The organism is Idiomarina sp. MD25a, assembly GCF_001870515.1.
Classification (GTDB): Bacteria; Pseudomonadota; Gammaproteobacteria; order Enterobacterales; family Alteromonadaceae; genus Idiomarina.
Map to the genome: position 1 here is coordinate 281,086 of NZ_MDGT01000002.1, position 25,887 is coordinate 306,972.

The 25,887-nt window shown below is 46.6% G+C and carries 27 protein-coding genes; 11 read left to right on the forward strand and 16 right to left on the reverse strand.

All coding sequences use genetic code 11. The features are described from left to right. Positions 1-9 precede the first annotated feature (9 nt). Together BFR57_RS02620 and BFR57_RS02625 are read left to right on the forward strand one after the other, a co-directional pair. Complete coding sequence (locus tag BFR57_RS02620; RefSeq protein WP_071462497.1) at positions 10-1,113, forward strand: HlyD family secretion protein; 1,104 nt, start codon at positions 10-12, stop codon at positions 1,111-1,113. 13 nt (positions 1,114-1,126) lie between these two features. Continuing rightward, positions 1,127-2,674 carry a DHA2 family efflux MFS transporter permease subunit gene (locus BFR57_RS02625; protein ID WP_071462498.1) on the forward strand — a complete coding sequence of 516 codons (1,548 nt, stop codon included), beginning with the start codon at positions 1,127-1,129 and terminating at the stop codon, positions 2,672-2,674. Here BFR57_RS02625 and BFR57_RS02630 read toward each other — a convergent pair. The 8 genes from BFR57_RS02630 to BFR57_RS02665 all read right to left on the reverse strand — a co-directional run bounded on the left by BFR57_RS02630 (position 2,619) and on the right by BFR57_RS02665 (position 10,872). Then, on the reverse strand, positions 2,619-4,184 hold the full coding sequence (locus tag BFR57_RS02630) for a phosphoethanolamine transferase (RefSeq protein ID WP_071462499.1): 1,566 nt from the start codon (positions 4,182-4,184) through the stop codon (positions 2,619-2,621). The two genes, BFR57_RS02625 and BFR57_RS02630, sit on opposite strands and share 56 nt — an antisense overlap. Further along, the gene (locus BFR57_RS02635; RefSeq protein ID WP_071462500.1) at positions 4,171-4,869 is read right to left on the reverse strand and encodes a phosphatase PAP2 family protein; all 699 of its coding nucleotides are present in this window, start codon (positions 4,867-4,869) and stop codon (positions 4,171-4,173) included. Before BFR57_RS02635 ends, BFR57_RS02630 begins: the two co-directional genes overlap by 14 nt. 77 nt (positions 4,870-4,946) lie before the next feature. Then, a complete protein-coding gene (locus BFR57_RS02640; protein ID WP_071462501.1) occupies positions 4,947-6,677 on the reverse strand; it encodes a glycosyltransferase family 39 protein in 1,731 nt (576 codons plus the stop codon). Next, positions 6,674-7,330 carry a TVP38/TMEM64 family protein gene (locus tag BFR57_RS02645; protein ID WP_071462502.1) on the reverse strand — a complete coding sequence of 219 codons (657 nt, stop codon included), beginning with the start codon at positions 7,328-7,330 and terminating at the stop codon, positions 6,674-6,676. Before BFR57_RS02645 ends, BFR57_RS02640 begins: the two co-directional genes overlap by 4 nt. 4 nt (positions 7,331-7,334) lie before the next feature. After that, positions 7,335-8,069 carry a glycosyltransferase family 2 protein gene (locus BFR57_RS02650; protein WP_071462503.1) on the reverse strand — a complete coding sequence of 245 codons (735 nt, stop codon included), beginning with the start codon at positions 8,067-8,069 and terminating at the stop codon, positions 7,335-7,337. Continuing rightward, a complete protein-coding gene (locus BFR57_RS02655; protein ID WP_071462504.1) occupies positions 8,066-9,058 on the reverse strand; it encodes a GDP-mannose 4,6-dehydratase in 993 nt (330 codons plus the stop codon). The genes BFR57_RS02650 and BFR57_RS02655 overlap by 4 nt, the downstream gene beginning before the upstream one ends. 91 nt (positions 9,059-9,149) lie before the next feature. Next, on the reverse strand, positions 9,150-10,133 hold the full coding sequence (locus BFR57_RS02660) for an LLM class flavin-dependent oxidoreductase (protein ID WP_071462505.1): 984 nt from the start codon (positions 10,131-10,133) through the stop codon (positions 9,150-9,152). Position 10,134: 1 nt separating this feature from the next. Further along, the gene (locus tag BFR57_RS02665; protein WP_071462506.1) at positions 10,135-10,872 is read right to left on the reverse strand and encodes an SDR family oxidoreductase; all 738 of its coding nucleotides are present in this window, start codon (positions 10,870-10,872) and stop codon (positions 10,135-10,137) included. 168 nt (positions 10,873-11,040) lie between these two features. Between BFR57_RS02665 and BFR57_RS02670 the strand changes: the two genes are divergently transcribed. Then, positions 11,041-11,673 carry an OmpA family protein gene (locus tag BFR57_RS02670; protein WP_071462507.1) on the forward strand — a complete coding sequence of 211 codons (633 nt, stop codon included), beginning with the start codon at positions 11,041-11,043 and terminating at the stop codon, positions 11,671-11,673. A 13-nt stretch (positions 11,674-11,686) separates the two neighbouring features. Here BFR57_RS02670 and BFR57_RS02675 read toward each other — a convergent pair whose 3' ends face one another. Continuing rightward, complete coding sequence (locus BFR57_RS02675) at positions 11,687-12,592, reverse strand: SPFH domain-containing protein (RefSeq protein ID WP_071462508.1); 906 nt, start codon at positions 12,590-12,592, stop codon at positions 11,687-11,689. Positions 12,593-12,799: 207 nt separating this feature from the next. On the opposite strand from BFR57_RS02675, the gene BFR57_RS02680 reads away from it, so the two are divergent. Then, the gene (locus BFR57_RS02680; RefSeq protein WP_071462509.1) at positions 12,800-14,641 is read left to right on the forward strand and encodes a S8 family serine peptidase; all 1,842 of its coding nucleotides are present in this window, start codon (positions 12,800-12,802) and stop codon (positions 14,639-14,641) included. A gap of 280 nt (positions 14,642-14,921) precedes the next feature. Further along, the gene (locus tag BFR57_RS02685) at positions 14,922-16,088 is read left to right on the forward strand and encodes a methyl-accepting chemotaxis protein (RefSeq protein WP_071462510.1); all 1,167 of its coding nucleotides are present in this window, start codon (positions 14,922-14,924) and stop codon (positions 16,086-16,088) included. Here the strand turns inward: BFR57_RS02685 and BFR57_RS02690 are convergent. From BFR57_RS02690 to BFR57_RS02700, 3 genes are all read right to left on the reverse strand, one after another. Then, entirely contained in the window at positions 16,085-16,918 is an 834-nt protein-coding gene (locus tag BFR57_RS02690) for an NAD-dependent protein deacetylase (protein WP_071462511.1), read from the reverse strand. The genes BFR57_RS02685 and BFR57_RS02690 overlap by 4 nt on opposite strands. A gap of 232 nt (positions 16,919-17,150) precedes the next feature. Next, positions 17,151-17,747, reverse strand: a complete 597-nt coding sequence (locus BFR57_RS02695) for a response regulator transcription factor (protein WP_071462512.1) — start codon at positions 17,745-17,747, stop codon at positions 17,151-17,153. A 2-nt stretch (positions 17,748-17,749) separates the two neighbouring features. Beyond that, complete coding sequence (locus BFR57_RS02700; protein ID WP_071462513.1) at positions 17,750-18,835, reverse strand: sensor histidine kinase; 1,086 nt, start codon at positions 18,833-18,835, stop codon at positions 17,750-17,752. Positions 18,836-18,957: 122 nt separating this feature from the next. Here BFR57_RS02700 and BFR57_RS02705 point away from each other — a divergent pair, with 122 nt between their 5' ends. From BFR57_RS02705 to BFR57_RS02720, 4 genes are read left to right on the forward strand one after another with little or no spacing between them, the layout of a single operon-like run. Beyond that, positions 18,958-19,659 carry an ABC transporter ATP-binding protein gene (locus tag BFR57_RS02705; RefSeq protein ID WP_071462514.1) on the forward strand — a complete coding sequence of 234 codons (702 nt, stop codon included), beginning with the start codon at positions 18,958-18,960 and terminating at the stop codon, positions 19,657-19,659. Then, positions 19,656-20,393, forward strand: coding sequence for an ABC transporter permease (locus BFR57_RS02710; RefSeq protein ID WP_071462515.1), 738 nt, complete (start codon positions 19,656-19,658; stop codon positions 20,391-20,393). The genes BFR57_RS02705 and BFR57_RS02710 overlap by 4 nt, the downstream gene beginning before the upstream one ends. Then, positions 20,390-21,643, forward strand: coding sequence for an amidohydrolase family protein (locus tag BFR57_RS02715; protein ID WP_071462516.1), 1,254 nt, complete (start codon positions 20,390-20,392; stop codon positions 21,641-21,643). Before BFR57_RS02710 ends, BFR57_RS02715 begins: the two co-directional genes overlap by 4 nt. 32 nt (positions 21,644-21,675) lie before the next feature. Beyond that, positions 21,676-22,800, forward strand: coding sequence for a methyltransferase (locus tag BFR57_RS02720; RefSeq protein ID WP_071462517.1), 1,125 nt, complete (start codon positions 21,676-21,678; stop codon positions 22,798-22,800). Between the two features lie 27 nt (positions 22,801-22,827). Here the strand turns inward: BFR57_RS02720 and BFR57_RS02725 are convergent, their stop codons facing one another. Next, complete coding sequence (locus BFR57_RS02725) at positions 22,828-23,220, reverse strand: BON domain-containing protein (protein ID WP_071462518.1); 393 nt, start codon at positions 23,218-23,220, stop codon at positions 22,828-22,830. Positions 23,221-23,354: 134 nt separating this feature from the next. On the opposite strand from BFR57_RS02725, the gene BFR57_RS02730 reads away from it, so the two are divergent. Then, a complete protein-coding gene (locus BFR57_RS02730) occupies positions 23,355-24,230 on the forward strand; it encodes a mechanosensitive ion channel domain-containing protein (protein WP_083405002.1) in 876 nt (291 codons plus the stop codon). On the opposite strand, the gene BFR57_RS02735 is transcribed toward BFR57_RS02730, so the two are convergent. Beyond that, on the reverse strand, positions 24,227-24,421 hold the full coding sequence (locus tag BFR57_RS02735) for an AtpZ/AtpI family protein (RefSeq protein ID WP_071462519.1): 195 nt from the start codon (positions 24,419-24,421) through the stop codon (positions 24,227-24,229). The two genes, BFR57_RS02730 and BFR57_RS02735, sit on opposite strands and share 4 nt — an antisense overlap. After that, a complete protein-coding gene (locus BFR57_RS02740) occupies positions 24,405-25,022 on the reverse strand; it encodes a DUF2238 domain-containing protein (protein ID WP_071462520.1) in 618 nt (205 codons plus the stop codon). Before BFR57_RS02740 ends, BFR57_RS02735 begins: the two co-directional genes overlap by 17 nt. A 146-nt stretch (positions 25,023-25,168) precedes the next feature. Here BFR57_RS02740 and BFR57_RS12685 point away from each other — a divergent pair, with 146 nt between their 5' ends. Further along, positions 25,169-25,294, forward strand: coding sequence for a DUF3149 domain-containing protein (locus BFR57_RS12685; RefSeq protein ID WP_083405003.1), 126 nt, complete (start codon positions 25,169-25,171; stop codon positions 25,292-25,294). Positions 25,295-25,306: 12 nt separating this feature from the next. Here the strand turns inward: BFR57_RS12685 and BFR57_RS02745 are convergent, their stop codons facing one another. Beyond that, complete coding sequence (locus BFR57_RS02745; RefSeq protein WP_071462521.1) at positions 25,307-25,882, reverse strand: manganese efflux pump MntP family protein; 576 nt, start codon at positions 25,880-25,882, stop codon at positions 25,307-25,309. Between the last annotated feature and the right edge of the window lie 5 nt (positions 25,883-25,887).

A 25,887-nucleotide genomic window follows, 5' to 3' on the forward strand; every position in this document is an offset into this window, starting at 1 on the left:
CTCTTCACTATGAACACCCGGTATAACAATCCGCTCCGAATGTCGGGCGCTGTTAAGTTACGCATGATTTTATTGGTGCTGGTACCCGCTGTTGTCATTTTGATATCAGGTGTGATCTACCTCACCGGCGGGCGGTTTGTCGAAACTGAAAACGCCTACGTGCAAAATGATAAGGTGTCTATCGTGCCTGAGATATCGGGTAATGTTGCGCAACTTTTCGTGGTGGAAAACGAGCCAGTAAAAAAGGGTGACCTATTGTTTGATATTGTTGATGCGCCGTATGCGATTAAGGTGGCACAGGCGAAATCTCAGGTGGCACAAGTCGTTACTGAAATTGAAACGTTGAAGGCGCAATACGCAGAACAGCAGGAGCAGCTCGTTCTCGCGCAGTCAAATGCAGCATTTGCCGAGCGTGAATTTGCGCGTCAGGAACGATTAGTAAAGTCGGACTCGGTGTCAGAATCGACCTTGGATAAGTATCGACACCAGTGGCGCGTTGCTAAGGAAAATGTGAAGTCGGTTGAGCAAGGGCTGAAACGTATAGCGGCTAGTTTAGCGGGGCAACCGAATATCGACGTTAAGCAACACCCACGTTATCTGCAAGCCAAAACTGCGTTAGATGAGGCTGAGCGAAATCTTGAACAGACGCATGTGGTTGCACCGATGGCAGGTTTTGCGAGTAAAACCCCCTCTGCAGGTCAGTACATCGATCCACGTAATCCAGCGATGGTGGTGGTCGCGACTGAGGCGCCATGGATCGAGGCTAACTTAAAGGAAACTCAGCTAACGCACGTCAAAGTGGGACAGAAAGTGGTCATTCATGTGGATGCTTATCCTGATGTCGCATGGCACGGTGAGGTAAAAAGTATCGCTGCTGCGTCAGGTTCTGAGTTTGCGCTCTTGCCTGCTCAAAACTCGACGGGGAACTGGGTCAAAGTCGTTCAACGGATTCCTGTTCGCATCGCTGTTTCGGATACGCCCGACAAGCCACCACTAAGAGCCGGTATGAGTACGGAAATTTCTATTGATACCGGTTGGCACAAGCGGGGACCTCAATTTTTGCAGCCGCTAGCTCACTGGATGCAAGCATTAAGTAACGATAAGTCGGCTTAAGGGTCACGTTGTTATGAATGCAAAACAGCTCGCTAAGAACCGTGGCTTAATAACAATTTCTATCATGCTTGCTACCATCATGCAGGCGGTTGATACCACCATAGCTAACGTGGCGCTGCCTCATATGCAAGGCAGCATGTCGGCCACGTCAGAGCAGATTGCCTGGGTGTTAACGTCGTATATCGTAGCAGCAGCAGTGATGACACCGATGACCGGCTTTCTTGCTGCAAAAATTGGCCGTAAGCGACTGTTTCTACTGTCGGTATTTGGCTTCACCGCCGCCTCGGTCTTGTGTGGTGTTGCTACTTCATTGGAACAACTGGTGTTTTTCCGGTTACTACAAGGCGTGTTTGGCGCGGGATTGGTGCCGTTATCGCAGGCTGTTTTGCTCGATACGTATCCGAAAGAAAAGCACGGTTCTGCCATGGCCATTTGGGGCGTCGGTGTCATGGTGGGTCCCATTCTTGGGCCTACACTGGGCGGTTACCTGACAGAGTATTACAACTGGCGATGGGTATTTTTTATTAATATACCCGTTGGTTTGCTGGCATTTGCCGGTATTGTTGCCTTTGTCAAAGAAACAGAAACCGAAAAACGCCGATTTGATCTGTTCGGATTTGCGTTGCTCTCGCTGTCGATAGGCGCCTTACAATTGATGCTTGACCGTGGTCAAGGCGAGGACTGGTTTGCTTCCAGTGAAATTATTGTCGAGTGCATTGTTGCGGTTCTGTTTTTATATTTGTTTGTCGCACATATGCTGACTAGCCGAAACCCCTTTATCGAACCCGCGCTATTTAAAGATCGCAACCTCGTTACTGGTCTTATCTTTATTTTCATTGTGGGGATTATCCTACTCGCGACGTTGGCGTTACTGCCGCCATTTTTGCAAAACTTGATGGGCTTTCCTGTGATTACTACAGGCGAGATCCTAGCGCCGCGAGGCATTGGAAGCATGTGTGCCATGCTTATGGTCGGCAGGTTGATCAATCGTGTCGATGTGCGCTGGCTAGTGGGGTTGGGCTTATCGCTGACGGCCTATTCGCTATTCGAAATGGCGGCATTTAACCTGTTTATTAGCCCGATGGATGTGGTCAGAACGGGTATTATTCAGGGATTGGGTCTGGGCTTTGTATTTGTGCCGCTCAGCACGGTGACGTTCTCAACACTGGCGCCTCAGCTGCGAACTGAAGCCACGGCAATGTTTAGCTTAATGCGTAATATCGGCAGTAGTATTGGTATTTCTGTCATGGTTACGCTGGCTGCGCGTGCGACACAAACGAACCATGCGGTATTGGGCGAGTCTTTGACGATGTTTAGAGCGCCAGTAAAAGAAGAGTTCATACGAATCGCAATAGAAAACGGGCCAGGTATGGCGATCGCTCAAATGAATCAGCAATTAACCCAGCAAGCCGCCGCCATCGGTTATCTGAATGATTTTAAAGCGATGGCATGGATGGCTTTATGTTCTTTACCTTTGCTACTTTTATTCCGGACCGAGTCCTCGACTAGGGCGCCAGTTGCGCAGCCAAGTCAAGCTGCCGCTGATAAAGCGAAGTCTTAACATTAAAAAAGCCCAAAAGCGAATGCGCTAAATAATCATGGTTAACGGGATAATGCGAAGCTTTATCAGGATGTGCTGCCCACGCCTTGGCTGGCCAAACAATCCATGGTACACGGCGTTGTTCATCGGGTGCCATCCAGTTAGGCAGTCCGTGCAGATAAACACCATTATCTCCGAGTGACTCGCCATGATCGGAAATGTACATGAGGCTTGTATCCAATTGCAGTGCCTCTTTAAGTGTATTAATCGCGCCAGTGACGAGTTTATCGGTCACAATCAAGCTATTGTCATAAGCATTCTTAATAGTGTCGACTGAGCACTGATTGAGCTCGATGGTCGTGCACTCGGGGAGAAATTTTTTAAGGGCTTGAGGCGATCGTTTGTAATAAGCAGGGCCGTGGCTTCCCATTGAATGTAATACAATAATGCTGTCTTGCTTTGTATTGGCTAACTTGGTTTTCAGAACTTCAAGCATCCGTGTATCGAAGCATTCCTGATCACTATCACAGTAATTTTCTGCAGTAATTTCTTCCACTCGATCGCAGACGTTTTTGCAGCCCGAATTATTCTCAATCCATGATACATCGATGCCCGCATTATTGAGTACATCCAATACATTACTGGTCGAACGCGCACGGTTATCATAGTTTTCTGCTTGATAAAAACTAAACATACAGGGCACTGAGATGGCTGTCGCTGTGCCACACGACGTTGCATTTGAGAAGCTAATGAGTTCTCCTTGCTTGGCAAGCTGATCGATACCCGCGGTGGTCGGCCGCGGATAACCATTTGAACTGAAATGATCAGCGCGCGCTGTTTCACCCACGATCACGACCATGACTTTGGGTGTTTTGTCATTATCCGGTTGTTGGGTGGCATCTTGGCCCAGCGCGATGAAGGTTTCTGGCGTCGATAATTTGGCTTTAGCAACCGAGACACTGGCAGATATGACATTGAAAGGGATAACTCGATATTTGATGTCACGGTGATTGCGGAATAGTGATGAATACTCACTGTATTGAGTCATCAACACGCCCATAGCGACGGTAACAAGGATGCATCCAGCGCCTATACTTAATAGTGTCGTGCGTACCCAAGGTTGCGGTTTCACAGGCATCCAAAGCAAAACTACTGCTGGCACAACGCCCCAGAGAAAGACAGACAAAATGAGTTTAACTGAAATAAGGTCGCTGGCTTCTGAAGTATCTGTTTCAAGCGCATTGACCAGCATATCAGGGTCAATCACAACACCATATTGATTCATCCAATAGGTGACGACCGCGGCCGTGATAAATAGCACGAATATAGCAGCTTTAAGACAATGAAATGCGCGTGCAATTAAAAACAGTACTGCATATACGCAAGCTATAACAAAGAGAAAGCCTATTTTTGCGATAAGCGAAGTTTGATAATCGTTCAGCGCAGACAAAAGCGGACCGCAGTAGGCTAAGGTCAACCACAGCGTAGCGATCAGTATCAGAAGTCGACTGGATAATTTAACGGATTTCATGGGGTTTATCTCCAATAAATATCAATGCACTGATGGCCCAGCAGATAAAAGCCGTGGTGATATCGTCTGAAATGAAGTGTGCGCCGCGTAACTGCTGCGCAAAACCCAGCAATAAACCAATGAGTAGTGAACCGATTAGGGCTTTTCGAGCAAAGTGGGGGAAATCTTTACGCAGATAAAAAAATAACGAGAACCAGGCGTATCCTATGCTTGCGTGTCCCGCAGGAAAACAGCGGCCGGGATCAGGTTGACTAGCGGCTAACCATAGCGGTTGGTAATCAAAGCGGCCCCCAAACATGCTGAGATCCCATGGGCAGTGCATCCCGGTAACGCCTTTCATCAGGTTCACGGCGATAAACGACAACAACAAAGCGCCGATAAATTGCGATAAGCGAGTCACAGAGGTGACGCGTAAAGGTTTAAACCATTGTGATAGATAAAAAATTAAAATACCGGCGACGACCACGATATTAAGTGCACGGAAGCCGTCATGAAGTACAGACTCGGTAATAAGGTTATGCTTTAACGCCCAGGAATGACCAGAAATAGAATAGAACCACTGGGATAGACTAAATTTTATACCGAGCCCGTCAAACAAAATAAATAGAGCCAAGTAAAGAGGTACCGATATTAGCAACAAATAACGGCTAGAACGCTCGGTTAAATCAACAAAATAATTCCGCATAGTTGTCTTAATAAATTCATCACTATGCGGAATTTATAAAAACTATATTAATTAAATCTTAAGTTTAAACAGGTTGTTTATTCATTAATATCACTGGCTGGGCTTTGATAACGTATGACGTGATCGGGGGCTGGGCACGATTTTGCTGCATCCTTGGCGCTGAAAAGAAGCCAATGTTCACGGTGTGCGATACCTAATGATTCGCCATCCGCTGGGTCAAAACACTCAAAATGCATATTATCCGGCGCCATGATATAGCGGTTGGGTGCTTCGTTTATCCATAGCCATGCGTTACGGAACTGTTCAGCATTGTCGGTAAAATAGCTAAAGTGAGTTAATGGAATGGGCGAAAAAAGCAAGTGTTGTTCTTTGAGATCAAGAATAGCTAACTCGCCGTCACTCACTTTGGCAGCAGCCGTCAGCATGACATTTTTGGGTGTTCTTAAGGGTTCCGCGAGAGGATACACGAGCCAACTTACAGTAACGCAGATAATAGCTATTGCTGAGCCATATTTTAACCATAAACTCTTGCGCCATAGCACTACGCATGCAAGGCAAATAGCTCCTACGATAATCGCAAAAATGATGGCTAAACTATCGAGCAGTTGAAAGCTTTGCGTGTAGTTATCGAGTTTGTCGACAAGCTTGTGATGGTGTATCGCAGCAAGGTAAGTCAGTGCTGTGAAAAGGGTGATGATTAATGCGAGCAAGGCGCGTAAAAACCATCGACTGGCACGATTGAGCGAAAGATCGGGCCAAGCGGCGGCCAGTGAGATACAGAATATAGGTAATGCGGGTAGTATATAAACGCCACGTTTGGCAGGACTTAAACTAAAGAAGAAGATGACCAAAATGACCCAACCAAATAACACAGCAATACGGGGGTCCTGCTTAATCTGCTGTAAGACGGTTCTTATCTGCGTCAATAATAATACACTCAGCGGTAACCAGAATGCAGGAACCACGCTACTGACAAAGTAATGCCAAGGCTTAAAGTGATGCCATGGATCGACGTAGCGCTCACCGGTTTGTTTAAACAAGATATTATCGCGATATGCAAGGTATTCAGGGGTACCGTTGTGACTGACAATCAAGTACATGGGTACGAGCCAACACGCTACTACAGCTAGCATAACGATAGGGCCTAGCAATGCGCGCCAGCGCCAGCTGCCCGTTAAGCGTTGCTGAGTAAAGTGATAAATTGCAATCGGTAACAGCATCAGCAGGGGCAAAAAGCCAACGCCTTTGGTTATAATGCCCAATCCCATGAATCCCCAGCCGAGGAAATACCAACGCCAATGGGGACCGCAGAAGAAGTGACGCAATAGACCATAGCATCCCAGTGTGATCCAACAGGCGACCATGGCATCGATTTGGGCGAACTTTGCTTGAATTAAAAATTGCGGTGTAATGAGTAGAAGCAGTGTTGCGTGCCTCGCAATACGCAGGCCCCATATCCGTTTACTGATATCAAATACGGCCACTAAACTGACTAGGCTACACAGTGCGTTAGGTAATAACGCGGCTATTTTTATATTGCCAATCAAGTAATAGCATAACGCGATAGCCCACATGAAAATGGGCGGCTTATCGGGGTAAAACTCTTCGCCACGGGCAGGAAAAAACCATTGCCCAGTGACGACCATCTCACGCGCTACATCGGCAAAACGGGGCTCGTCCGGTGGCCAAGGTGAGCGAAGCCCAAGTCCTGAGAAAATAAGTAAAGCCGCTACAACCAATAGCCAGAATAGGAATTCACCGGAGCGTTCGGAGGAAAGTCGTTGCTCAAATGCGTCGATCCATTTCATGACGGTACTCCTTCCGACAGATTTCTCTGTGAGCGATAGAGATGGATACCAATGGCTGATGCGATAACGAACAGTAATCCGCTAATAAGGAGTTTTTCTGACTGCGCTAAACCTATGCCGCTGCCTACCAACACAAAGACCAATGTTTGTGGGATATACCCCACTAAACTACCCACTAGGAAGCGCTTGAAGTCGACATTGGCCGCGCCCGCAAACAAATTCGTCAGTAGGTTACTACCAACGGGCATCAGTCGAATCATCATTGTTTTTCGTGTTGTTGCCACGTTAATCCATTTTACTAAACGATCGCTTTGAGTTTTAAAACGCTTGCTGATCAACGGCTGGAGAAACATATGCGCGGTAAAGTAAGTGACCGCGAGTGATAAACCACTGACTAGCATAGCGGCCACAAAGCCCCAGCCGGTTCCTAGTATAAATCCCAATACGAGCGCGATGAGCTGGCGCGGCCCGCCAATTGCCATAAACAAAGTCGCTGCGATTAATACAATGGCATAGCCTTTGAAACCGGCCTGCTTGATCGTTTGCATGGCTCGTTCGGAGGTTGATATCGCGTCCAACCATCCTTGTTGGATGGCTAGCGCGAGCGCAAAGAAGACACCAACAATCGCTAAAAGTTTGACCGCGCGTTGCATCGAACTAGGACTCCTGACTGCGCTTGATGGCTTTAATTTGCGGTTTTCGGGAACGGTAGATGAGCCAAAGAACACCTAAAATATCGAGTAAGCCGGCCCAAGCCCGATTCCAAGCATTATATTTTGAGACGCCTTGTAACCGCGCGCGATGATTTACTGGAACACTTCTTACTTCTCCGCCCATACGCTTAACCAATGCAGGCACAAAGCGATGCATATGGTGGAAATAGGGTAGTTGTAGATAAGTATGGCGAGGGAGAATTTTCAACCCACAGCCAGTATCCGGTGTATCGTCTTTCAACACAGCCTGTCTAAAGCGGTTGGCAACACGCGATTGAAATCGCTTCCAAGCCGTATCTTTTCGTTGTTGGCGGTGTCCAATTACGCAAAAGTGGTGCGACTGTAGCTCGTTTGCTACCTGCTTTAAAGATGGAATATCGGCCGGATCATTTTGGCCATCCGCATCAAGCACAACAATAAAATCTCCGCGGGCATGCTGGGCAGCGGTATAGAGTGCAGTACTTTGCCCACAGCTTGCTTGATGTTGAATGACCGAAACCTGTCCCTGCATGGTTTGCGCTGCCGCCAAGGCTTTGTCTGCTGTTGCATCGCTGCTACCGTCATCGACTAACACAACTTCGTAATGGCTATCTTTTAAGGCACTATCGATTTCTGTTAAAAGGACACCAATATTATCGGCTTCATCTTTTGCTGGGAGTATTACTGAAAACTCAATCATGCTAACTGTCCATGTGCATAGTATTTCTTGTACCAATTTGCGAATAGTTGAATACCCGTCTCTATATCGACGTTCGGAGCGTATCCTGTTAGCGCTTGTAACTCGGTGACATCGGCCCAGGTTGTGCTCACGTCACCATCTTGCATGGGCAGATAACGCTTTTTAACTGGTCTTTCGAACGCGCTCTCGAGTATTTCGATAAATTTAAGCAAATTAACAGGTTCGCCACGACCTATATTTAACACGCGGTGGCGCGTACCTTCTGACTGTGTTGGCATAGGTTTATCCAACAGGCGGTAGATGCCCTCTACAATATCATCGATAAACGTAAAATCACGCGATAGGTCACCATGGTTGTATACATCAATTTGACCCCCTTGCATAATCTGTTTGGCAAATTTCATGGGCGCCATATCCGGGCGGCCGTATGGACCATAAACCGTAAAGAAACGGAGTCCCGTCGCAGGAATATTATATAAATGGCTGTAGCTTTCGGCCATGAGTTCATTAGCGCGCTTGGTCGCTGCATACAGAGATACCGGTTTGTCGGCGGTTGCGCTCGTCGAAAAAGGGACACGCTCAGTATTACCATACACCGAGCTTGATGAGGCATAAATAAAGTGGTCGACCGGATGACTGCGAACCCACTCTAAGATATTTAAAAAACCTATTAAATTGCTACGACCGTATGCTTGCGGATTCTCTATGGAATAGCGGACGCCGGCTTGAGCTGCCAGATGAACGACTTGTGAAATGGGATATTGCGCAAGACAGTCAGAGAGTGCAATCGCATTCTCGATGTCCACTTTGTGGAATGAAAATTGTTTAAATCGTTTGAGTTGATTTAATCGATCGTGTTTAAGTTGCACAGAATAGTAGTCGTTTAAATTGTCTATTCCAACGACATTGTACCCTTGTGACAATAAGTAGGATGCGGTATGAAAACCAATAAAACCTGCAACACCTGTGACTAATAGTGTACTGGACATAAAGTCGGCTTAATTTAATTAATAGTAAACCGACTTTTTAACAAGGAAACCTTAAAAAACTATTAAGACAACGAGTAAATTTAACCTTGTATTAATTGAATAATATTTCAGAGCCAATCTCAAACGAGCGTAAGCGGTCGTCAACATCATAGGCGTTGCAAGTTAGGATTACCTCGTCGACTCGTGTTTGCTCAATAAATTGATTGAGGTGGCGAGCAACCGTGTCTTTAGTTCCCACCGCGGTGAAGTTTAAAGCATGATTTACTGCGGCTAACTCATAAGGATCCGCGATCGTTTGAATATCATCGACAGGGGGCTGCATGCGTCCGGGCATCCCGCGACGTAAATTAATGAACTGTTGCTGCATCGATGTCATCATGCGGCGAGCTTGGGTATCGGTATCCGCTGCAAAAAGGTTTAATGCGGCAGCCGCGTACGGTTGTTCAAGGTATCGTGACGGTTTGAACTGCTTTCGATAGAGCGTTAAGGCATGGCTTAGATGATCGGGAGCGAAGTGAGATGCAAACGCGTAGGGTAGCCCGAGTCGCGCGGCGAGTTGAGCACCAAAAGTACTCGAGCCGAGTATCCAAACAGGAATGTTTTGCTGAAAACCGGGAATCGCTTTAATCGAATCGTCTTCATCAGCCTCGGCGAGATAGCCGAGCAGCTCTTGCACATCATTAGGAAATTGCTCGGCGTCATTGGGTGTTCGCCTAAGAGCGCGCAGTGTTCTTCCATCAGTACCCGGAGCTCGACCTAACCCCAAGTCGATGCGGTTGGGATATAAAGCATCGAGCGTACCAAATTGTTCGGCAACAATGTAGGGCGCGTGATTGGGTAACATGATACCAGCGGAACCGATCCGAATGGATTGAGTCTGACTCGCGATATGACCTAGAACAACCGCTGTTGCGGCGCTCGCGATTCCTGTCATATTATGATGTTCAGCCATCCAATAACGATGATAACCCCATTTCTCGGCCTGTTGAGCAATATGAACAGCGTTTTTAAGCGACTCAGCAACCGTGCCAGTATCTGGCACGGGCGCTAAGTCTAAAATACTCACTTGCGGCAAACTACAACTCCTGCTTTGTAGGACGAATAATCATCTCATTAACGTCGACTTCGCTCGGTTGTTCAATCGCAAACGTGATTGCACGTGCGATAGAGTCAGAGCCGATTGCGTCTTGATACAGATCATCCGCCATTTCTTTCGAGTCCTTGTGACTGATATGGTCAGTCAATTCAGTACTTACAGCACCCGGTGAAATATTGGTCGCTCTGACCTCGCCATTTGATTCCTGACGAATGCCTTCGCTGATTGCTTTGACAGCAAATTTTGTCGCGCAATAAACGGTAGCGCCAGGGAACACCACATGACCTGCGACGGATGACAAGTTAATAATGTGACCGGCCTTCTGTTTGCGCATACTCGGCAGTACAGCTGCCACTCCATACATGACACCCTTAATATTAACGTCGATCATTTGGTCCCATTCATCAATTTTCAATTCATCGAGTGGAGCCAGTGGCATGAGACCGGCATTATTAACCAGTACATCAATCCGTCCAAAGTGCTCTAATGCGGTGTCGGCTAACGCTTGCACTTGGGCTTTATCGGTCACGTCGACGGTCTTGTAAATAGCCTCGCCACCTTCACTGTTGATAGTATCGGTGAGCGCTTTAAGCCGCTCTTCGCGACGAGCACCTAAAACCAGCTTTGCGCCTTTGTGAGCCAACATTTTAGCAGTCTCTTCGCCTAAACCGCTACTTGCACCCGTGATAATAACGACTTTGTTTGCTACTTCAGACATCTTTTACTCCAATTTACTTTATATGTGTGCCTTTGTTCTACGTGTCGTAGCTATTTTGGATTGATCGTTTCGCTTTAGCACATGCGTAAAGATCATGAAAAGCGCTACAGATATTTTGTAAAGACATGCTAATTTTAGTGGAACGAATATAGGCAAAGAGGATTGTTTATGAACAAACGACTCATCGTTTTAGGTGTGGCGAGTGCGTTGGCACTGTCGGCTTGCTCGAATACCATGAGCAATACACAGAAGGGCGCGGCAATTGGTGCGGTCGCAGGTGCCGTTATCGGTAAAGGTACGGGCGATCATGATAAAAGCCGTTATCTTTGGGGCGCAGCTGTCGGCGCACTTGCGGGTAGCGCCATCGGAAACTACATGGATAAGCAGGAGGAGGCTTTTCGTGAAGAGCTAGCCGGTTCTGGTGTGCAAGTGATTCGTGATGGCGATAATATTCGTTTGCAACTGCCCGGAAACATCACCTTTGCGTCCGATAGTGCGAATATTTCTCAGAATTTCTATCCTGTGTTGGAAGACGTAGCCGCAGTGCTGAATAAGTACAATAAAACGACCATGATGATTGAGGGTCATACGGACAGCACGGGATCTGCTGAACATAACCAACAATTATCGCTGAATCGAGCCAACGCGGTGCGTAACTATTTAGTCGGTTATGGTGTCGACTCACGTCGTGTGACGACGCAGGGTTTTGGTGAGAGTATGCCTGTGGCGAGCAATGACACTGCACAAGGTCGTCAACAAAACCGCCGCGTCGAACTACGCATTATTCCAAATCAGGAATAACTAAGTCATGAGGCTAGTCTTTAGCGCTAGCCTCATTTCCTCGAATAACGGCCTGATTAAACTGCTCAAACTGATTCGTTGGCATCGGTACCATAATCACTTTGCTATTTGCAGTATCAAGGGCTGCAAGGGTGTCGACATAGTTAGTAAATTTAAGAAGATCGATAACATCATGAGCGCTGATATCGCTATCTTCTTTACGCACCAACGCGATACTTTCGCTTAAGCCTTCAGCGATGGCTTTGCGTTGTCCCGCGACACCTTCACCTTGTAGAATTTTTGACTCTTTATCGGCTTCAGCTTTCTTAACCGCGAGGATTTTTTCAGCTTCTGCTTGGTGTTCTGCTGCTCGACGCTCACGTTCGGCTGCGTTGATCTTATTCATTGAATGTTTGACCTCTTCATCAGGGTCAATGTCGGTAACCAACGATGCAATAATATTGAAGCCGTAACCTTCTATAACGCTCTCTAATTCTGCTTGCACTGCGTCGCTGATCGCATCTTTATTATCAAATACTTCATCGAGTGGTTGTTTAGGTATTTGCGCACGCACCGAATTAAAAATATAGCTTTCCATCTGACGCTCGGGGTCTTCGAGTTGGTAGAAAGCATTGTAAACGGCGTCTTTATTCTCGACTCGATACTGCACACTGACGCGGACGGTTACAAAGACATTATCTTGTGTTTTCGTTTCAACACTGACTTGTAACTCTCGCGTTCGCATTGACTGCTTGTGAGCTACGCGTTCGATAATCGGAATAATAAAGTTTAAGCCAGGAGTGAGCATACGGCGATATTTACCAAACAACTCAATAACATAAACTTGTTGCTGCGGAACGATTCGAACAGATAGCACTAATAAAATGATGATCGCTAAAATGATCAACAGCGTGGGTAAAGGGGATTGAAATGCTGACATTTGATTTCCTCAAATTGATTTTATTGGAGCATATAGTGACACCCCGCTAAAAACAAATACAGACGTTGCTTATGCCTTTTTGTGATGTCAATATGTGTAAATGTAATGTAAAATTGACGTCACATTTGTTTACACAAAATATACATGTGTTAATGATAAGTAACTGGCTTTGGTCAGTGATCTTCAAATAACAAAAAAAGGTTAACCATGTATAAACATATAAGTTCTAAGAAAAATCAAAGACTTGCCGTGTGGGTGAGTGCTGCACTTTCGACCGCAGTGGTCCCCTCAGCTGTCGCGGTTAACCAATCTTTTCAGCCGCCTAAGGCGTCAGTAGGACTTCCGTCACAAAACATAACGCCTCAACAATCGTTGACGACAGGCTTCATTGTTACCTTTAAAGAACGTTCACAAGTAATGAATGAGATGGCGAATCAAGCAGCGCAACGAGGTCTTAATCGTGCAGCCGCAGTAGCCAATGCAGCGAGTCGTGTCGCACGCGATTTCTCTGCCCAGACCGGGGATTCAATTAAGTTTGAGCGTGAAATGGGTCTGGCTAACCATTTTGTGTTTGATCTTGATAAGAAAATTCCGCCCGGACAGGCGAAAAAGATGATGGCGCAAATTGCCAAGCACCCTGAGGTGGCGAGTGTTGAAGAAAACAAATTATTACGTCACTTTGCGACTCCCAACGATCCGGATTACAACGATCAGTGGCACTATTACGAGTCCACTGGCGGGCTTAATGTTGAAAACGCCTGGAATAGCGTGACTGGAGCAGGCACCGTGGTGGCTGTTCTAGATACTGGGTACCGCCCTCATGGTGATCTCGTAGGTAACATCTTACCCGGCTATGACATGATTTCGAATAGCTTCATTGGTAATGATGGTAATGGCCGTGACTCTGATCCTCGCGATCCGGGTGACTGGGTGAGTGCGGGAGCCTGCGGTAACGGCTATCCTGCTCAAGATCAGGACTCAAGCTGGCACGGTACGCATGTTGCGGGCACCATTGCCGCTGTAACTAACAATGGCCAAGGCGTTGCTGGGGTTGCATACGGGGCAAAAGTCGTACCTGTGCGTGTTCTCGGTCGTTGCGGCGGTACCACGGCAGATATCGCTGATGGTATTATTTGGGCCTCAGGTGGTTCGGTATCGGGCGTACCAAGCAATGCGAATCCAGCCGACGTTATCAATATGAGCTTAGGTGGACAGGGCTCTTGCTCGAGCGCAACGCAGCAGGCTATTAATATTGCCCGAGGTAACGGCACCACGGTGGTTGTGGCATCAGGCAATAGCAATGATAACTCGACCAATTATAATCCGGGTAACTGTAGTGGCGTCGTGAACGTTGCGGCGACTAACCGCAATGGAAGCCGAGCTTACTACTCTAACTACGGCTCTAACGTGGATGTTGCTGCACCGGGTGGCGCAATGTCTTACGCAAACGATCCGAATGGCGTACTTTCTACCTACAACTCGGGTAGTAGTACACCAGGTAGTGATACTTATGGTTATAGCCAAGGAACATCAATGGCCACGCCTCACGTAGCGGGTGTAGCGGCATTGATTAAAGAGGCTAACCCGAGCGCTAGCCCGGATGATGTTGAGAGCATATTGAAGCAAACAGCACGAAGCTTTCCAGGAAGTTGTAGTGGTTGTGGCACCGGTATTGTCGATGCCAGCAGTGCAGTAACCAGCGCTTCGGGTGGCGGCTCGGGAGATCCGGGTGATGGCGGCGCGACCGGTGGTGGCGGTAGTGTCAGCGACCTTTCCGCATCAACAGGTAACTGGGTGCGTTATACGATTGAAGTACCTGCGGGTATGAGCAGCTTAGATATTGATATCTCAGGCGGCTCAGGTGATGCCGACTTATATGTCCAATATGGAAGCCAACCCGGAACCAATAGTTACGATTGTCGTCCTTATTTAAGTGGCAATAATGAAAGCTGTAGCTTCTCGAATCCACAGTCAGGTACTTGGCATATTGGAATTCGTGCTTATCAAAGCTTCAGTGGCGTAACACTGGATGCTTTTTATAATCCATAGTAAAGATTGTTGTAATTAAATAATAAACGCAGGCTTTCATCGGCCTGCGTTTATTGTATTTAAAACGTACTTAATGGTTAAACTCTCGCCGAACAGCACTGTCGTGTGCTCCTTTGATTGGTTTTTTAGTAACTTTTCAATTATTTTGAAGCATCGCTCCGTTGAGTACGCATATTTGTTTAAAATATAGAAATATCCCCTTTTTATAACAATAAACATATAGCGGTCACTCAACAATGGGTCATTATAACCGTTGAAAATTCATTAAAGAGCCGTATCAATGACGTTTAGAAAGTTACCCGTAAATACCCTCAACACCATTAATCTATTAGTCGTTCTGCTAGTCGCATGTTGTTTTTATATCAGCACATTTGTTGGTGCGTCGGTGTTACTCAATGGCATTATAGTGTTACTAATCTCGTTATCCATTCTGCTGTTCATATTGGTTCGTCGTAGTCTACACTTTGGATTGACCGAACTTTCGCAGATGGCACAAGCGATTGGTGATGGTAACTTAGATGCTCGAGTTGATCTGGATAAGGAAAATGAATTTGGTCGCATTGCACGTAATTTAAGTCGGGCGCTGAAGCGTTTTCAACGTATCTTAAGAGAGGTCGATGACTCGGCGGAACAACTGAATAAACTGGCGGAGCAGACTTCGAAAAGCTCTGACCGCTCGCGGTTGACCTCCGATCGACTGAATGAACAATCGAGTCAGTTAGCAACGACAACAGAAGAAGTCTCAACAAGTATGTCTGAAGTTGCCCAATCCATTGATCGTGTAAATGAAAATGCCGAGCAGGTAAGTGAACTCAGTCAAAGCTCTAACGCGCAGTTTCAGTCTCTGCTCGAGCGATTAAAAGCCTTGACCGCAGCTGTTTCTCGGTTTGATGTGAGTTTTGATAAGGTTGAGAAAAGCGCTGCTAAAATTCATGATTTTGTAGTGATTATCGAAAATATTGCTGAACAAACTAATTTGTTAGCGCTCAATGCGGCGATTGAAGCGGCACGGGCGGGTGATCAAGGACGGGGTTTTGCCGTCGTTGCTGACGAAGTGAGGGCTTTAGCGCATAAAACCCAGCAATCGACCAAAGATATAACGAGTATGACCGAAGAATTGCGCGCATTAATCGCCGAGTCGGCGAACACCTCCGATGAAGCGCTTGAATCGTCAAAGTACGCGGAAAGCATCGCGGATAGCAGTATCAGCCAAGCACAGACCATGTTACAGATGATTACTGCTATTAGCGACGAAATAGCGGCCGTACGAGATGCAACACAGGAGCAAAATCGTGCTACAGACTCTATAAGTATTAATATTCAGACACTGAGTGAACTGTGTGATGATGCGTCTGAGCAAGCCGACTCTTTGCATGATAATACACTCTCATTATCACAATTAAGTGAACGTATCGTCACCGCTATGGACAAACTGGACGATGATTAGTCGATGAGCAAATGGCTCAATTGAAGTAATGTGCTAGAGATGTTTGCGTCGAGTTTTATGGTGGCTAGCTCATCGGCACGAGTAATACCTTTAGTAAGAAGAATAACCGGTTTATTGTGTTGATGAGCGTATCGGGCAAAGCGGAACCCCGAGAAAACTTTTAAAGAGGAGCCTACGACAAACAAGCCTGCGCTATTATCAATGGCTTGATAACAGGCTTCAACTCGTGTTTTGGGTACATTATCTCCGAAGTAGACCACATCAGGCTTTAAGATCCCGCCACAATGATCGCAATGGATGAGTTTAAACTCATCCGTTGGTGCTGATAGTGTTGCGTCGCCATCCGGTTTAATGGCGGTGGTTGATTGATTAAATTGCGGATTGAGCTGGGCATATCGTTGATGTAATTCGAAGCGAGGTGAGCGATCGCCACATGTCATACAGACGATGTCGTTGGCATATCCGTGAAGGTTAATCACCGATGAGCTACCCGCCTTTTGATGAAGCCCATCGACATTTTGCGTAATAATGGTATCTATTAACCCGTGTTGTTGAAACTGTGCGATAACCTGATGTGCGCGGTTTGGTTGCGCATGATATAAATTTAACCAGCCGCCAAGACTACGCGCCCAATAGCGTTTTCGCGCCGCATCATTATTCATAAAGTCATGATGTTGCATGGGTGGCGCGTGAACCCACTGACCTTGAGCATTACGATAGGCGGGGATGCCCGAATCGGTGCTTAGCCCCGCGCCTGACAACAAAGTAAACGGGGTGTTGCCACGAAGCAATTCAGCAGCGTTAGCTATTTCAGACGCGTGATCATACATAAAAATTGAACTTTTTCTGAAAAAGAGGGTCGAAGTGATTGCGCGATCAAGCGTAGCACGAAGTGCAAAGCATTGACACACGATAAATCTTTTTCTATAACAATACGTTAACAAAAATAACAACAAATTGGGGGCGCTATGAAGAAGCATTCGACGGCATTATTCGTACCAATTATAACGTTAACTTTATTGCTGATGGGGAGTCTTTGGTTAACGATACCTAGTTAATAATCTATAACCATCCTTTTAGCTGGGCAATACGAGCCGCCTCGACGCGGTTTTTAGCACCGACTTTTGCAATCGCTTCCGATAGGTAGTTACGCGCAGTGCCCTCAGCGATAAATAGTTGCTTGGCAATCGCTGATGTTGCTAGCCCATCGGCGGCTAATCGGAGGGCTTTGCGTTCTTTTTCTGTTAGCGGATCAATTTGATTAAAGCTGTTGAGCAGTAGCTCAGAGTCAATGACGCGTTTGCCTGCCAAAATAGCGGTTAACGATTGCATGAGTTGCTCGACCGGCGCATCTTTGAGTAGAAAACCATCGACGCCCGCTTGGACGGCGCGACTCACGTAACCACACCGGTTAAATGTAGTAATGATCACCGTTTTAGTGGTTGTTGAATTAGCCTTAACCCACTGCACTAAGTCAATCCCGGTCATGTGAGGCATCTCTATATCTGTCAGAAGTAAATCGTAAGCGTTCTTTTTAAGTTGAGCTTTAGCCTCGTTTCCATCAGCGGCTTCGTCTACCTCATAACCACCATCCAAGCGCAACAGACTCGCCAAGGCAGTCCGCACCATTGCTTGGTCCTCCGCCAATAATATTTTCATAGTCAGGATTCCACTGCGGCTGCGGGTAAGAAGAGCTTTACTTGGCAGCCTTTTGTTGTGTTGATATCAATATGTCCACCGAGGCGTACGATGCGTTCATTAACCCCTAACAAGCCATTACCAAACTCGAACTCAGTCACATGACCATTATCGAATACTTCAATGTGGATATTATCAGCCTTGTCTATAAGCTTTATGAGAACGTGATCCCCTTCGCTGTGACGGATGATATTTGTCACGAGTTCGGTGAGCGCTAGAACAAGCGGCGTTTCATAAGCTCTATTTAACTGACTAAGCGTCCCCTCAACATGAACTTTGAATCCCGCTTCCTGTAAGCGCACGGACAGTTGTTGTAGCACAAAGTCAAAACCGCCATGCTTATAACCGGTCACGCTCTCTCTGACTTGCTTTAAACACGTCCGTGCAATATCGGTCAGTTCCTTTAAGTGATGACTGGCTGCATCACTCTGACCCGAGTGGATGTGGCGCTGAGCCAATTCAGCCTTGAGTAGCACACTAGTGAGCGTATGCCCTAAAGTATCGTGCAGATCGCGAGCAATGCGCTCGCGTTCTAATGTTGTAGCGAGCTGTTCAATTTCTAGATCAGTGCGTTGTTGGCTCAACAAGTGCTTTTGACGCACGCGCTCGACACGTCCAATGATAAGAATCGCCGTGGTTAATATTGCGCCGTAATAAACAAACCAAGACCACGTGTCGACGACATAGTAATGCAACAACGCAAGTGTCAATATAATAGCAAGTAGCCCCAATAGAGCGGGTAGCAGACGATAGGCGAACCCCAGGAAAAAGCCAATAAAGGCGAACATGGTGATTGATGCGGGGTTAATTGGGGTAATTGCGCATGCGATCCCATACATAACGATAATCGGTTTCAACATGTGAGCTGAGGAAACGCTGAATGCCCAATAGTAGCTTGCCACAAAGCCAATCAGCGCAGCTGTCATCGCGAGATATTCCAATACCGTGAACGGGTATAGAAACATCGGCACGACGAAGAAGCCCAGGTTCATCAAGTAAACCCAAGCGTACTTACGTTCAAGACAGAGCTGTGGTTGTTTTAGTTTCATAGCCGCATTATGAAACGAACCTTCATTTCATGCTAGTGACAATTGTCATCACAATCAAATGACAAAGATGACTGACCCCTTTATCGCTAATTCACTAATCTAGCAGAAAATGGAGGTGAGTAATGACGGTTCTATCAATTAAAAATTTATCGAAGTCCTACGCTAACACACCCGTACTTAGCGACTTTTCATTGAATGTTAACGGTGGTGAAGTCGTTGCGGTGCTAGGTGAGAATGGCGTCGGTAAGACAACGCTTATTCGCTGCATTCTTGGACTGACTGCTCCGGACGCAGGCCAAATCAGCCTGTTTGATGAACAGCAGCCGAGCAAATATCGCAGTCCCTCATTAAAACAGCGTTGGGGCGTGGTCATGCAAGAGGGGGCTGTGAATGGACAATTGACCGTGCACGAGCAGATTACACTTTATCGGAGTTACTACAGCAGTCCCGTCGGTATCGAGGAATTGAAGCAACTCCTTCCTATCGCGTCGTTACTGGACAAGCGTTTTGCTGTCTTGTCGGGTGGTGAGCAGCAGCGTGTCATGTTTGCACTGGCACTGATTGGGCGACCTCAATTACTGTTTTTGGATGAACCCAGCGTTGGAATGGATCTCAATACACGACAGCAGATGTGGCGTTGTATCGAGTCACTAAAAAGTCAGGGGGTCGCAATTATTTTAACCACACACTATATCGAAGAAGCCTATCAATTGGCTGACTCTGTCGTGCTTTTGCGTAAACAGGCGCCCGCCGAAAAATTACCTATAAAAAGTATGTCGTTAGAACAACTGATGTCCACCTTGATCGGAGAAAATGCGTCATGAACCAATGGTTAGTCGAAGCTCAAATGGATATGCGGGTGTTATTGCGATCGCCTAGCTTTTACCTCCCGGCGTTTGCATTCCCAGTCGTGTTTTACTTCTTTTTTGGCATCATGGTGGATTTTTCCAACGGCCACAGTGATTACCTTCTTATTTCATATGCTTGTTTTGGCATTATGGGGCCACCGTTTTTTCACCTTGCGGTGAGTATTGCGAGTGAACGCACACATGGTTGGCTCACCTTAAAGCTATTATCGCCTATGCAGTTTAATAGTTTTATTTTTGCCAAGCTCGTCAATAGCGCCCTTTTTTCTGCAGTGATCCTACTCTTGCTTTACATCGAGTCTGCTTGGCTTGCTGGTGTTCGATTGTGGTTTTGGCAGTGGGGACTCTTAACGCTTATTTTTACTTTAGGTACGTTACCTTTCGCTGCTTTAGGGATGCTCATTGGGGCCTTAGTCGCCGATCGCGCTGCAGCCGGCGTCGTTAATCTGGTTTATCTGCCCATGGCGTTACTGTCTGGCTTGTGGTTTCCGCTGTTTTTAATGCCCGACTGGGTGCAGTGGGTCGCTTATGGGCTGCCGAGTTATCATTTAGTGCAATTGGGTTATGCGGTCATCGGAAAGGGTGATGAGGTCAGCTTGTATTGGCATATTATTTACTTGTGTCTGTTCAGTATAAGCATGATGGCAGTACTTAAAGGCCTATCTGGACGCTTTAGTGGGAGCCACTCATGAGTAAACTTACATGGATCATCGGCATTGTTGTTGTCGCTGCGCTACTGTGGTTATTACCTGAGCCTGCTCCCGTCGAAGATAATAGCTTTGTCGTTGGACCTATCAATGTATTCGATGGTGAGAGCGTGTTACAAGCGCATTATGTTTCGGTCGAAGAGGGCGTTATTGTGCGCGTTGGCTCGCAGCCACCGAATGCTAATCAACGCGTTTATCCGACCAAGCCGGGTCAGTGGCTTATTCCTGGGTTGATTGATAGCCATGTTCACGCGTGGGGTAAAGCACGAGAACAAGCACTTGATTTTGGTGTCACAACGGTGATTGATCTATTCGGGCATCCAACCGAGTTAGCTAAAGCTCGGCAACAGCGTAGCTCAGTGCAATTGCAACAGGAGGCTGATATGTGGGGGGCTGGCCGGTTGGTTACGGCGCCTGAAGGACATGGAACACAGTTTGGGTTTAGCCCTCACCCGCTCGCTGACGATGATAGCGCCGAAGAGGCTGTATCGGAACGGATTGCTGAAGGTTCTGACTTTATTAAGATTGTGTATACCGCAGAAGGCGCTGCTTACCCTCACCGACCATCGATCAGTTATCAACAACTGCAACGTGTAATTCAGGCGGCGCATGCTCAGCAGGTGTTAGCCGTCGTGCATGTCGCCGATCACCTTTCCGCAGAGCAGGCGGTTGCTGCGGGCGCTGATGGCTTGGTGCATGGCTTTTTTGACAAGCCCATGAGTGAAGAACTGATTGATACAATGGAAGATTCACAGGTATTTATCGTACCAACCAACATTATTTATGAGCACCTAGTGCACGGTGAATTTAATAAACAGGTACTGTTACCAGCCTGTGGGGACTGTTTTAATCAGCAGAAAGCAAATAATTTAAGTAGTGGTGGCGGGAGTATGGTATCAACTAAATTTTATAATAACTTAAAACTTAACACTCGGTTGCTTGATGAAAGCGGGATTGATGTGCTGGTGGGGAGTGATGCGCCAAACCCAGGTACCGCACACGGTATTAGTCTAATTGCGGAACTGATGTGGCTCGAAGCACAAAACGTAAACTGGCAAGTTGCGATTAACTCAGCAACCGCGCTCGCGGCTAGCCGTTGGAGAATTAACAATCGAGGACGGCTGGCAGTCGGGCAACGCGCAGACATGGTGTTGATCGACTCATCACCGGAGCAGGGGATGCATGTTTTATTAGAACCTCAGGCTGTCTGGAAGAATGGCTATCGAGTAAGATAAACTAATAACGGGTCATTGATTAGGTTAATGCTGTGGACTTAAAAGAACTGCTTAAGCAATACAGTCAGGCGCTTTCAGATAGCAGGGCTTTTTGGGATATCGTTGCATTCGAACACTCCGAGTGGCCGTGGGAAGATGAGTCGACGCTAGCTAGGGTACTTGACGGCATGCGGTCATTAGTTGATCCCGTTTGGCCCTATGAACCGAGTGAAGCCTCAGAGTTTCCTCCGCCATTTTGGCTTACCCAAGGCATCAAAGGCCGAAAATTAGCGCAAGTGCAGGCGTTTATCGCTCAGGTACCGAACCAGTTGGCGATAGCCACAGAATGGTGTGCTGGCAAAGGGCATTTAGGGCGATTATTGAGCTTTACTCAACAACGCCCGGTGGTCAGTATTGAATGGCAATCGGCGTTGTGTGCGGAGGGCGCTGAGCTAGCACGGCATCATCAGTTGCCGCAGACGTTTATTCAACAGGATGTATTAGCGACGACGGATGATGGTAAAATTCAGCAAACGCTTCGTAACAGTCAAACGGCAATGGCTCTGCACGCCTGCGGCGACTTACATATTCGATTGTTGGAGCATGCTACTGAGGCGCAAGTGCGGGATATTTTCGTGGCGCCTTGCTGCTATCATTTGACTCGACAGGCTTACTACGAACCGTTATCCAAGATTGCACAAGCGTGTGACTTTAGACTGAGTAAAAACGCGCTAAGGCTCGCAGCCCAGGGGCTTGTTACAGCGGGGCGACGAGAGCGAGGCCTGCGTCAAACGGAGCTTGTGTGGCGCTTAAGTTATGAGTCTTGGCGTCAAGATCAGTTAAGTGATCCTTGCTACCGACCGCTTAATTCTGTATCCAAAGCAATCTTTGCGGGCCCATTTGAGGATTTTTGTCGCTGGGCTGCAGCACAACATGGGATGAGTCTAGACTTAAGTTTTGATGCCGAGTACTGGCTAGCAATAGGTAAGCAGCGGTTTTTAGTTACTGAGGCGATAGAACAGGTAAGACTGAAATTTCAGCCGTATATTGAACGTTGGTTATTGCTTGATAGAGCTGTTTTTTTGCAGGAGCAAGGCTACGAGGTCTCATTAAAGGCTTTCTGCGAACGTGAGCTCACGCCGCGCAATACGTTGATAAGCGCACGAGCCCGTGTTTAAACGGGCTCGTAACTTTAGTAAAAAAACTTAGTTGCCTACTACAATGTCATTTTCGACGTCTTCAACACCGTCAACGCCTTCAGCTAATTGGCCGGCAGTTTCAGCATCATTTTCGGTCGCTACCGTACCGCTTAAGTAAACGGTTTTGTTGCGGGTTTCGACACTGATTTTTGAGCTATCTAAGCCGCCGTTGTCAAACAGAGCCGTTTTAACTTTTGCAGTAATAGCAGAATCTGAAAGGTACTCTCCAGCTTCTTCCATTTTTTGTTCTGCAGCATCGCCCATTTTATCGGCTGTATCTTTTGCAGACTCCATTGCTTGTTCAGTCTTGTCTTCTGCTGATTCTTGTGAACACGCAGCAAGACTTAAGCTTGCTAATGCCATCAAACTTACGAGTGATAAAGTTTTTACTGATGCCATGAAACACCTCCTGTTTAATTAGAACGATTTCTAATATAGTAGAAAAATATAGCTGTCACAGTGTATTTACACGAGTTTTGCAATAAACGATCATAATAGTTGAACGTTATTTTCTATTTTTTTGAGGGTTATCTATGTCAGACGTCATGCAGTCGGCACTTAATGCATTTATAGAGGAGTTAAAGAACTCCGAGTCGTTGATTCGTCTGACGATTAGTACCTTATTATTAATCTTGGTCGTGGCAGTGAGTCGCTTTTTGCTGCGTCGCTTTATTCGTCGCAATATTCAATCAAGTGAGATGCGTCGACGTTGGCTTATCCAACTGCGAAATATTTTATTGATTATCTTAATTCTTGGCTTGGTGGTGATTTGGGGGCATGAGTTAAGAACCTTTGCGTTATCGATGGTCGCCATCGCAGTGGCTCTCGTCATTGCAACCAAAGAGTTGATTCTTTGTGTTTCGGGGGCACTCATTAAAGGGGGAGCGCGCTCGTTTAACATTGGTGATCGCATACAGGTTAAAGAGTTTCGTGGCGACGTTATCGATCAGAACCTGTTGACCACAACGATTCTTGAGGTTGGGCCGGGAAAAGCCATGCAACAGCGGAGTGGTCGACTCATCGTGTTACCTAATTCATTGTTCGCGAGTGAGGCGGTGATCAATGAAAGTTATTCGCAAGATTTTGTTTTACATACGTTCAGTGTGCCGTTTCTGCGTCAGCACAAATGGCGACCGGCACAAGAAAAGTTATTACAATTAGCACAGAAATACAGCGAGCCGTACATTGATCAAGCTAAACGACATTTTGCACGTCTGAGTTATCGGACAGGGCTCGAACAACCCGTTGTTGAACCGCGCGTGACCATCCAACTGCAATGTGCGGAAGAGCTGCATTTAATTGTTCGATTGCCTACAAAAGAGCATGATCGAAACCAAACCGAGCAAGCCATTCTCGCCGAGTTATTCGCTGACGACGATTATCTGGGTGACTACTTACCGCGCGCTTAGTCTGATTTATCGCTATCCGAGTCAGGCTTCTTTTTAGTTGCAAAGCCATAGGCGGCGCCGAATGCGACGCCTAATGCAACACCCATTGCAAGTTGATCCATAGCAACACCTATAGCGGTGCCTAGGGCGATGCCGATGCCCATACTAAGACCTAGATTAGACTCATTATTGTGTTTATTGTGTTCTGCCATAGAGTGAACGCTTCTGTTCAATTTGCCGATTATGTATGCCTGAGAGTAACAACAAAGCTGACGTTGCGCCAAAAAGCGCAAATGCCATATCTGACTGTGTATCCCAAGCGTAACCTTGTGTGCCTAAGAAGGCCTCTGCACCTTCGCCGGTGGCCGCAGCAACCCACCACTCAATCAACTCATAAAAAGCACTGAATGCTAAACAAAATGAGGTAATAAATACAAACTGCCATAGGCGACCGAAAATAAGGTGATTACGCACAACGAACTCACGCACCACCATGGCTGGGACGAAGCCTTGAGCAAAGTGACCTAGTTTGTCGTAATTATTCCGTTGCCAACCAAAATAGTCGCCGAGGGTGTTAAAGAACGGGACTTCGGCATAAGTATAATGACCACCGATCATTAAAATAACGCAATGTACGAGGGCTAAACCGTACACTAAACGCGTAAAGGTAAATCGTCGATAGGTGACCGCTAGCAAAAGGGCACCTAGCAACGCGGGTAGAACTTCTAACCACCATGTCATCGGATCTTTTGGATGATACGCCGACCAAATTAAGCAGCCCGTAAAGATCAGCACCCACAAAAGTTTGTGCATGAAATTGTCTCCATTAGCAAGCCATCAAACCATAGTTAACGCATTTAACCTGTCTTGCAAGTTAAAGTTTTCATGACTTAGGTCAATGGGTTAACAAGGTTGAGTTATTAAACTGAGCGGTAGATAACTTGTTTGGAGATAGCGTGATGAGTATTTGGCAACAGTTCTTTAAAGACCCTGTGATATTCTTTTCATTTACTGGCTTAGCGATAGTGATTGGCTTATGTGTTTTTTATGCAATCTACTTTTATGTAAAAACTAAAAACGCCTAAATAGTCGTCGGGTTACCCCAGTAACCCGACGTGCTCTGCAGCTATAGCGATACCGACACCGATAAGAACGATGCCGCCGACTATTTCCGCATAGCGACCGATAATATAGCCCGCATAGCGACCGATCATGACGCCAATAGTTACCGCTGCAAAGGTTGAGCAGCCGATAATCACAGCAACAAGTAAGATATTTACATCAAGAAATGCCATGCCCACACCGACCGCCATTGCATCAATAGATGTGGCAATACTGGTCAGAAATAGCTTCAAAAAGGGTTGTTGGGTCGGATCGACTTCACTTTCCTGTTCATCGTCTGGTGACAGCCCCTCTTTTATCATGTGCAGGCCTAACAGACTGAGTAATACCAAGGCTATCCAGTGATCGTACTCGGAAATAACTTGCGCAGCGGCTTTACCCAATAACCAACCTAGCATCGGTGTAATCGCTTCGACGACACCAAACAAAAGACCTATTTTTAGTGCTTGCTTGAGGGTCGGCGTACGCATAGCAATACCTTTACCAATTGCAGCTGCAAAAGCATCGGTTGACATGGCTAAGCCAATTAAAAACATCGAGAAAATATTCATAATAT

Bases quoted from the DNA above. Each gene is read 5' to 3' on its own strand.
- BFR57_RS02620 (WP_071462497.1), top strand. From the start codon at position 10: ATGAACACCCGGTATAACAATCCGCTCCGAATGTCGGGCGCTGTTAAG.
- BFR57_RS02625 (WP_071462498.1), top strand. From the start codon at position 1,127: ATGAATGCAAAACAGCTCGCTAAGAACCGTGGCTTAATAACAATTTCT.
- BFR57_RS02630 (WP_071462499.1), bottom strand. From the start codon at position 4,184: ATGAAATCCGTTAAATTATCCAGTCGACTTCTGATACTGATCGCTACG.
- BFR57_RS02635 (WP_071462500.1), bottom strand. From the start codon at position 4,869: ATGCGGAATTATTTTGTTGATTTAACCGAGCGTTCTAGCCGTTATTTG.
- BFR57_RS02640 (WP_071462501.1), bottom strand. From the start codon at position 6,677: ATGAAATGGATCGACGCATTTGAGCAACGACTTTCCTCCGAACGCTCC.
- BFR57_RS02645 (WP_071462502.1), bottom strand. From the start codon at position 7,330: ATGCAACGCGCGGTCAAACTTTTAGCGATTGTTGGTGTCTTCTTTGCG.
- BFR57_RS02650 (WP_071462503.1), bottom strand. From the start codon at position 8,069: ATGATTGAGTTTTCAGTAATACTCCCAGCAAAAGATGAAGCCGATAAT.
- BFR57_RS02655 (WP_071462504.1), bottom strand. From the start codon at position 9,058: ATGTCCAGTACACTATTAGTCACAGGTGTTGCAGGTTTTATTGGTTTT.
- BFR57_RS02665 (WP_071462506.1), bottom strand. From the start codon at position 10,872: ATGTCTGAAGTAGCAAACAAAGTCGTTATTATCACGGGTGCAAGTAGC.
- BFR57_RS02670 (WP_071462507.1), top strand. From the start codon at position 11,041: ATGAACAAACGACTCATCGTTTTAGGTGTGGCGAGTGCGTTGGCACTG.
- BFR57_RS02675 (WP_071462508.1), bottom strand. From the start codon at position 12,592: ATGTCAGCATTTCAATCCCCTTTACCCACGCTGTTGATCATTTTAGCG.
- BFR57_RS02680 (WP_071462509.1), top strand. From the start codon at position 12,800: ATGTATAAACATATAAGTTCTAAGAAAAATCAAAGACTTGCCGTGTGG.
- BFR57_RS02685 (WP_071462510.1), top strand. From the start codon at position 14,922: ATGACGTTTAGAAAGTTACCCGTAAATACCCTCAACACCATTAATCTA.
- BFR57_RS02690 (WP_071462511.1), bottom strand. From the start codon at position 16,918: ATGTATGATCACGCGTCTGAAATAGCTAACGCTGCTGAATTGCTTCGT.
- BFR57_RS02695 (WP_071462512.1), bottom strand. From the start codon at position 17,747: ATGAAAATATTATTGGCGGAGGACCAAGCAATGGTGCGGACTGCCTTG.
- BFR57_RS02700 (WP_071462513.1), bottom strand. From the start codon at position 18,835: ATGAAACTAAAACAACCACAGCTCTGTCTTGAACGTAAGTACGCTTGG.
- BFR57_RS02705 (WP_071462514.1), top strand. From the start codon at position 18,958: ATGACGGTTCTATCAATTAAAAATTTATCGAAGTCCTACGCTAACACA.
- BFR57_RS02710 (WP_071462515.1), top strand. From the start codon at position 19,656: ATGAACCAATGGTTAGTCGAAGCTCAAATGGATATGCGGGTGTTATTG.
- BFR57_RS02715 (WP_071462516.1), top strand. From the start codon at position 20,390: ATGAGTAAACTTACATGGATCATCGGCATTGTTGTTGTCGCTGCGCTA.
- BFR57_RS02725 (WP_071462518.1), bottom strand. From the start codon at position 23,220: ATGGCATCAGTAAAAACTTTATCACTCGTAAGTTTGATGGCATTAGCA.
- BFR57_RS02730 (WP_083405002.1), top strand. From the start codon at position 23,355: ATGTCAGACGTCATGCAGTCGGCACTTAATGCATTTATAGAGGAGTTA.
- BFR57_RS02735 (WP_071462519.1), bottom strand. From the start codon at position 24,421: ATGGCAGAACACAATAAACACAATAATGAGTCTAATCTAGGTCTTAGT.
- BFR57_RS02740 (WP_071462520.1), bottom strand. From the start codon at position 25,022: ATGCACAAACTTTTGTGGGTGCTGATCTTTACGGGCTGCTTAATTTGG.
- BFR57_RS12685 (WP_083405003.1), top strand. From the start codon at position 25,169: ATGAGTATTTGGCAACAGTTCTTTAAAGACCCTGTGATATTCTTTTCA.
- BFR57_RS02745 (WP_071462521.1), bottom strand. From the start codon at position 25,882: ATGAATATTTTCTCGATGTTTTTAATTGGCTTAGCCATGTCAACCGAT.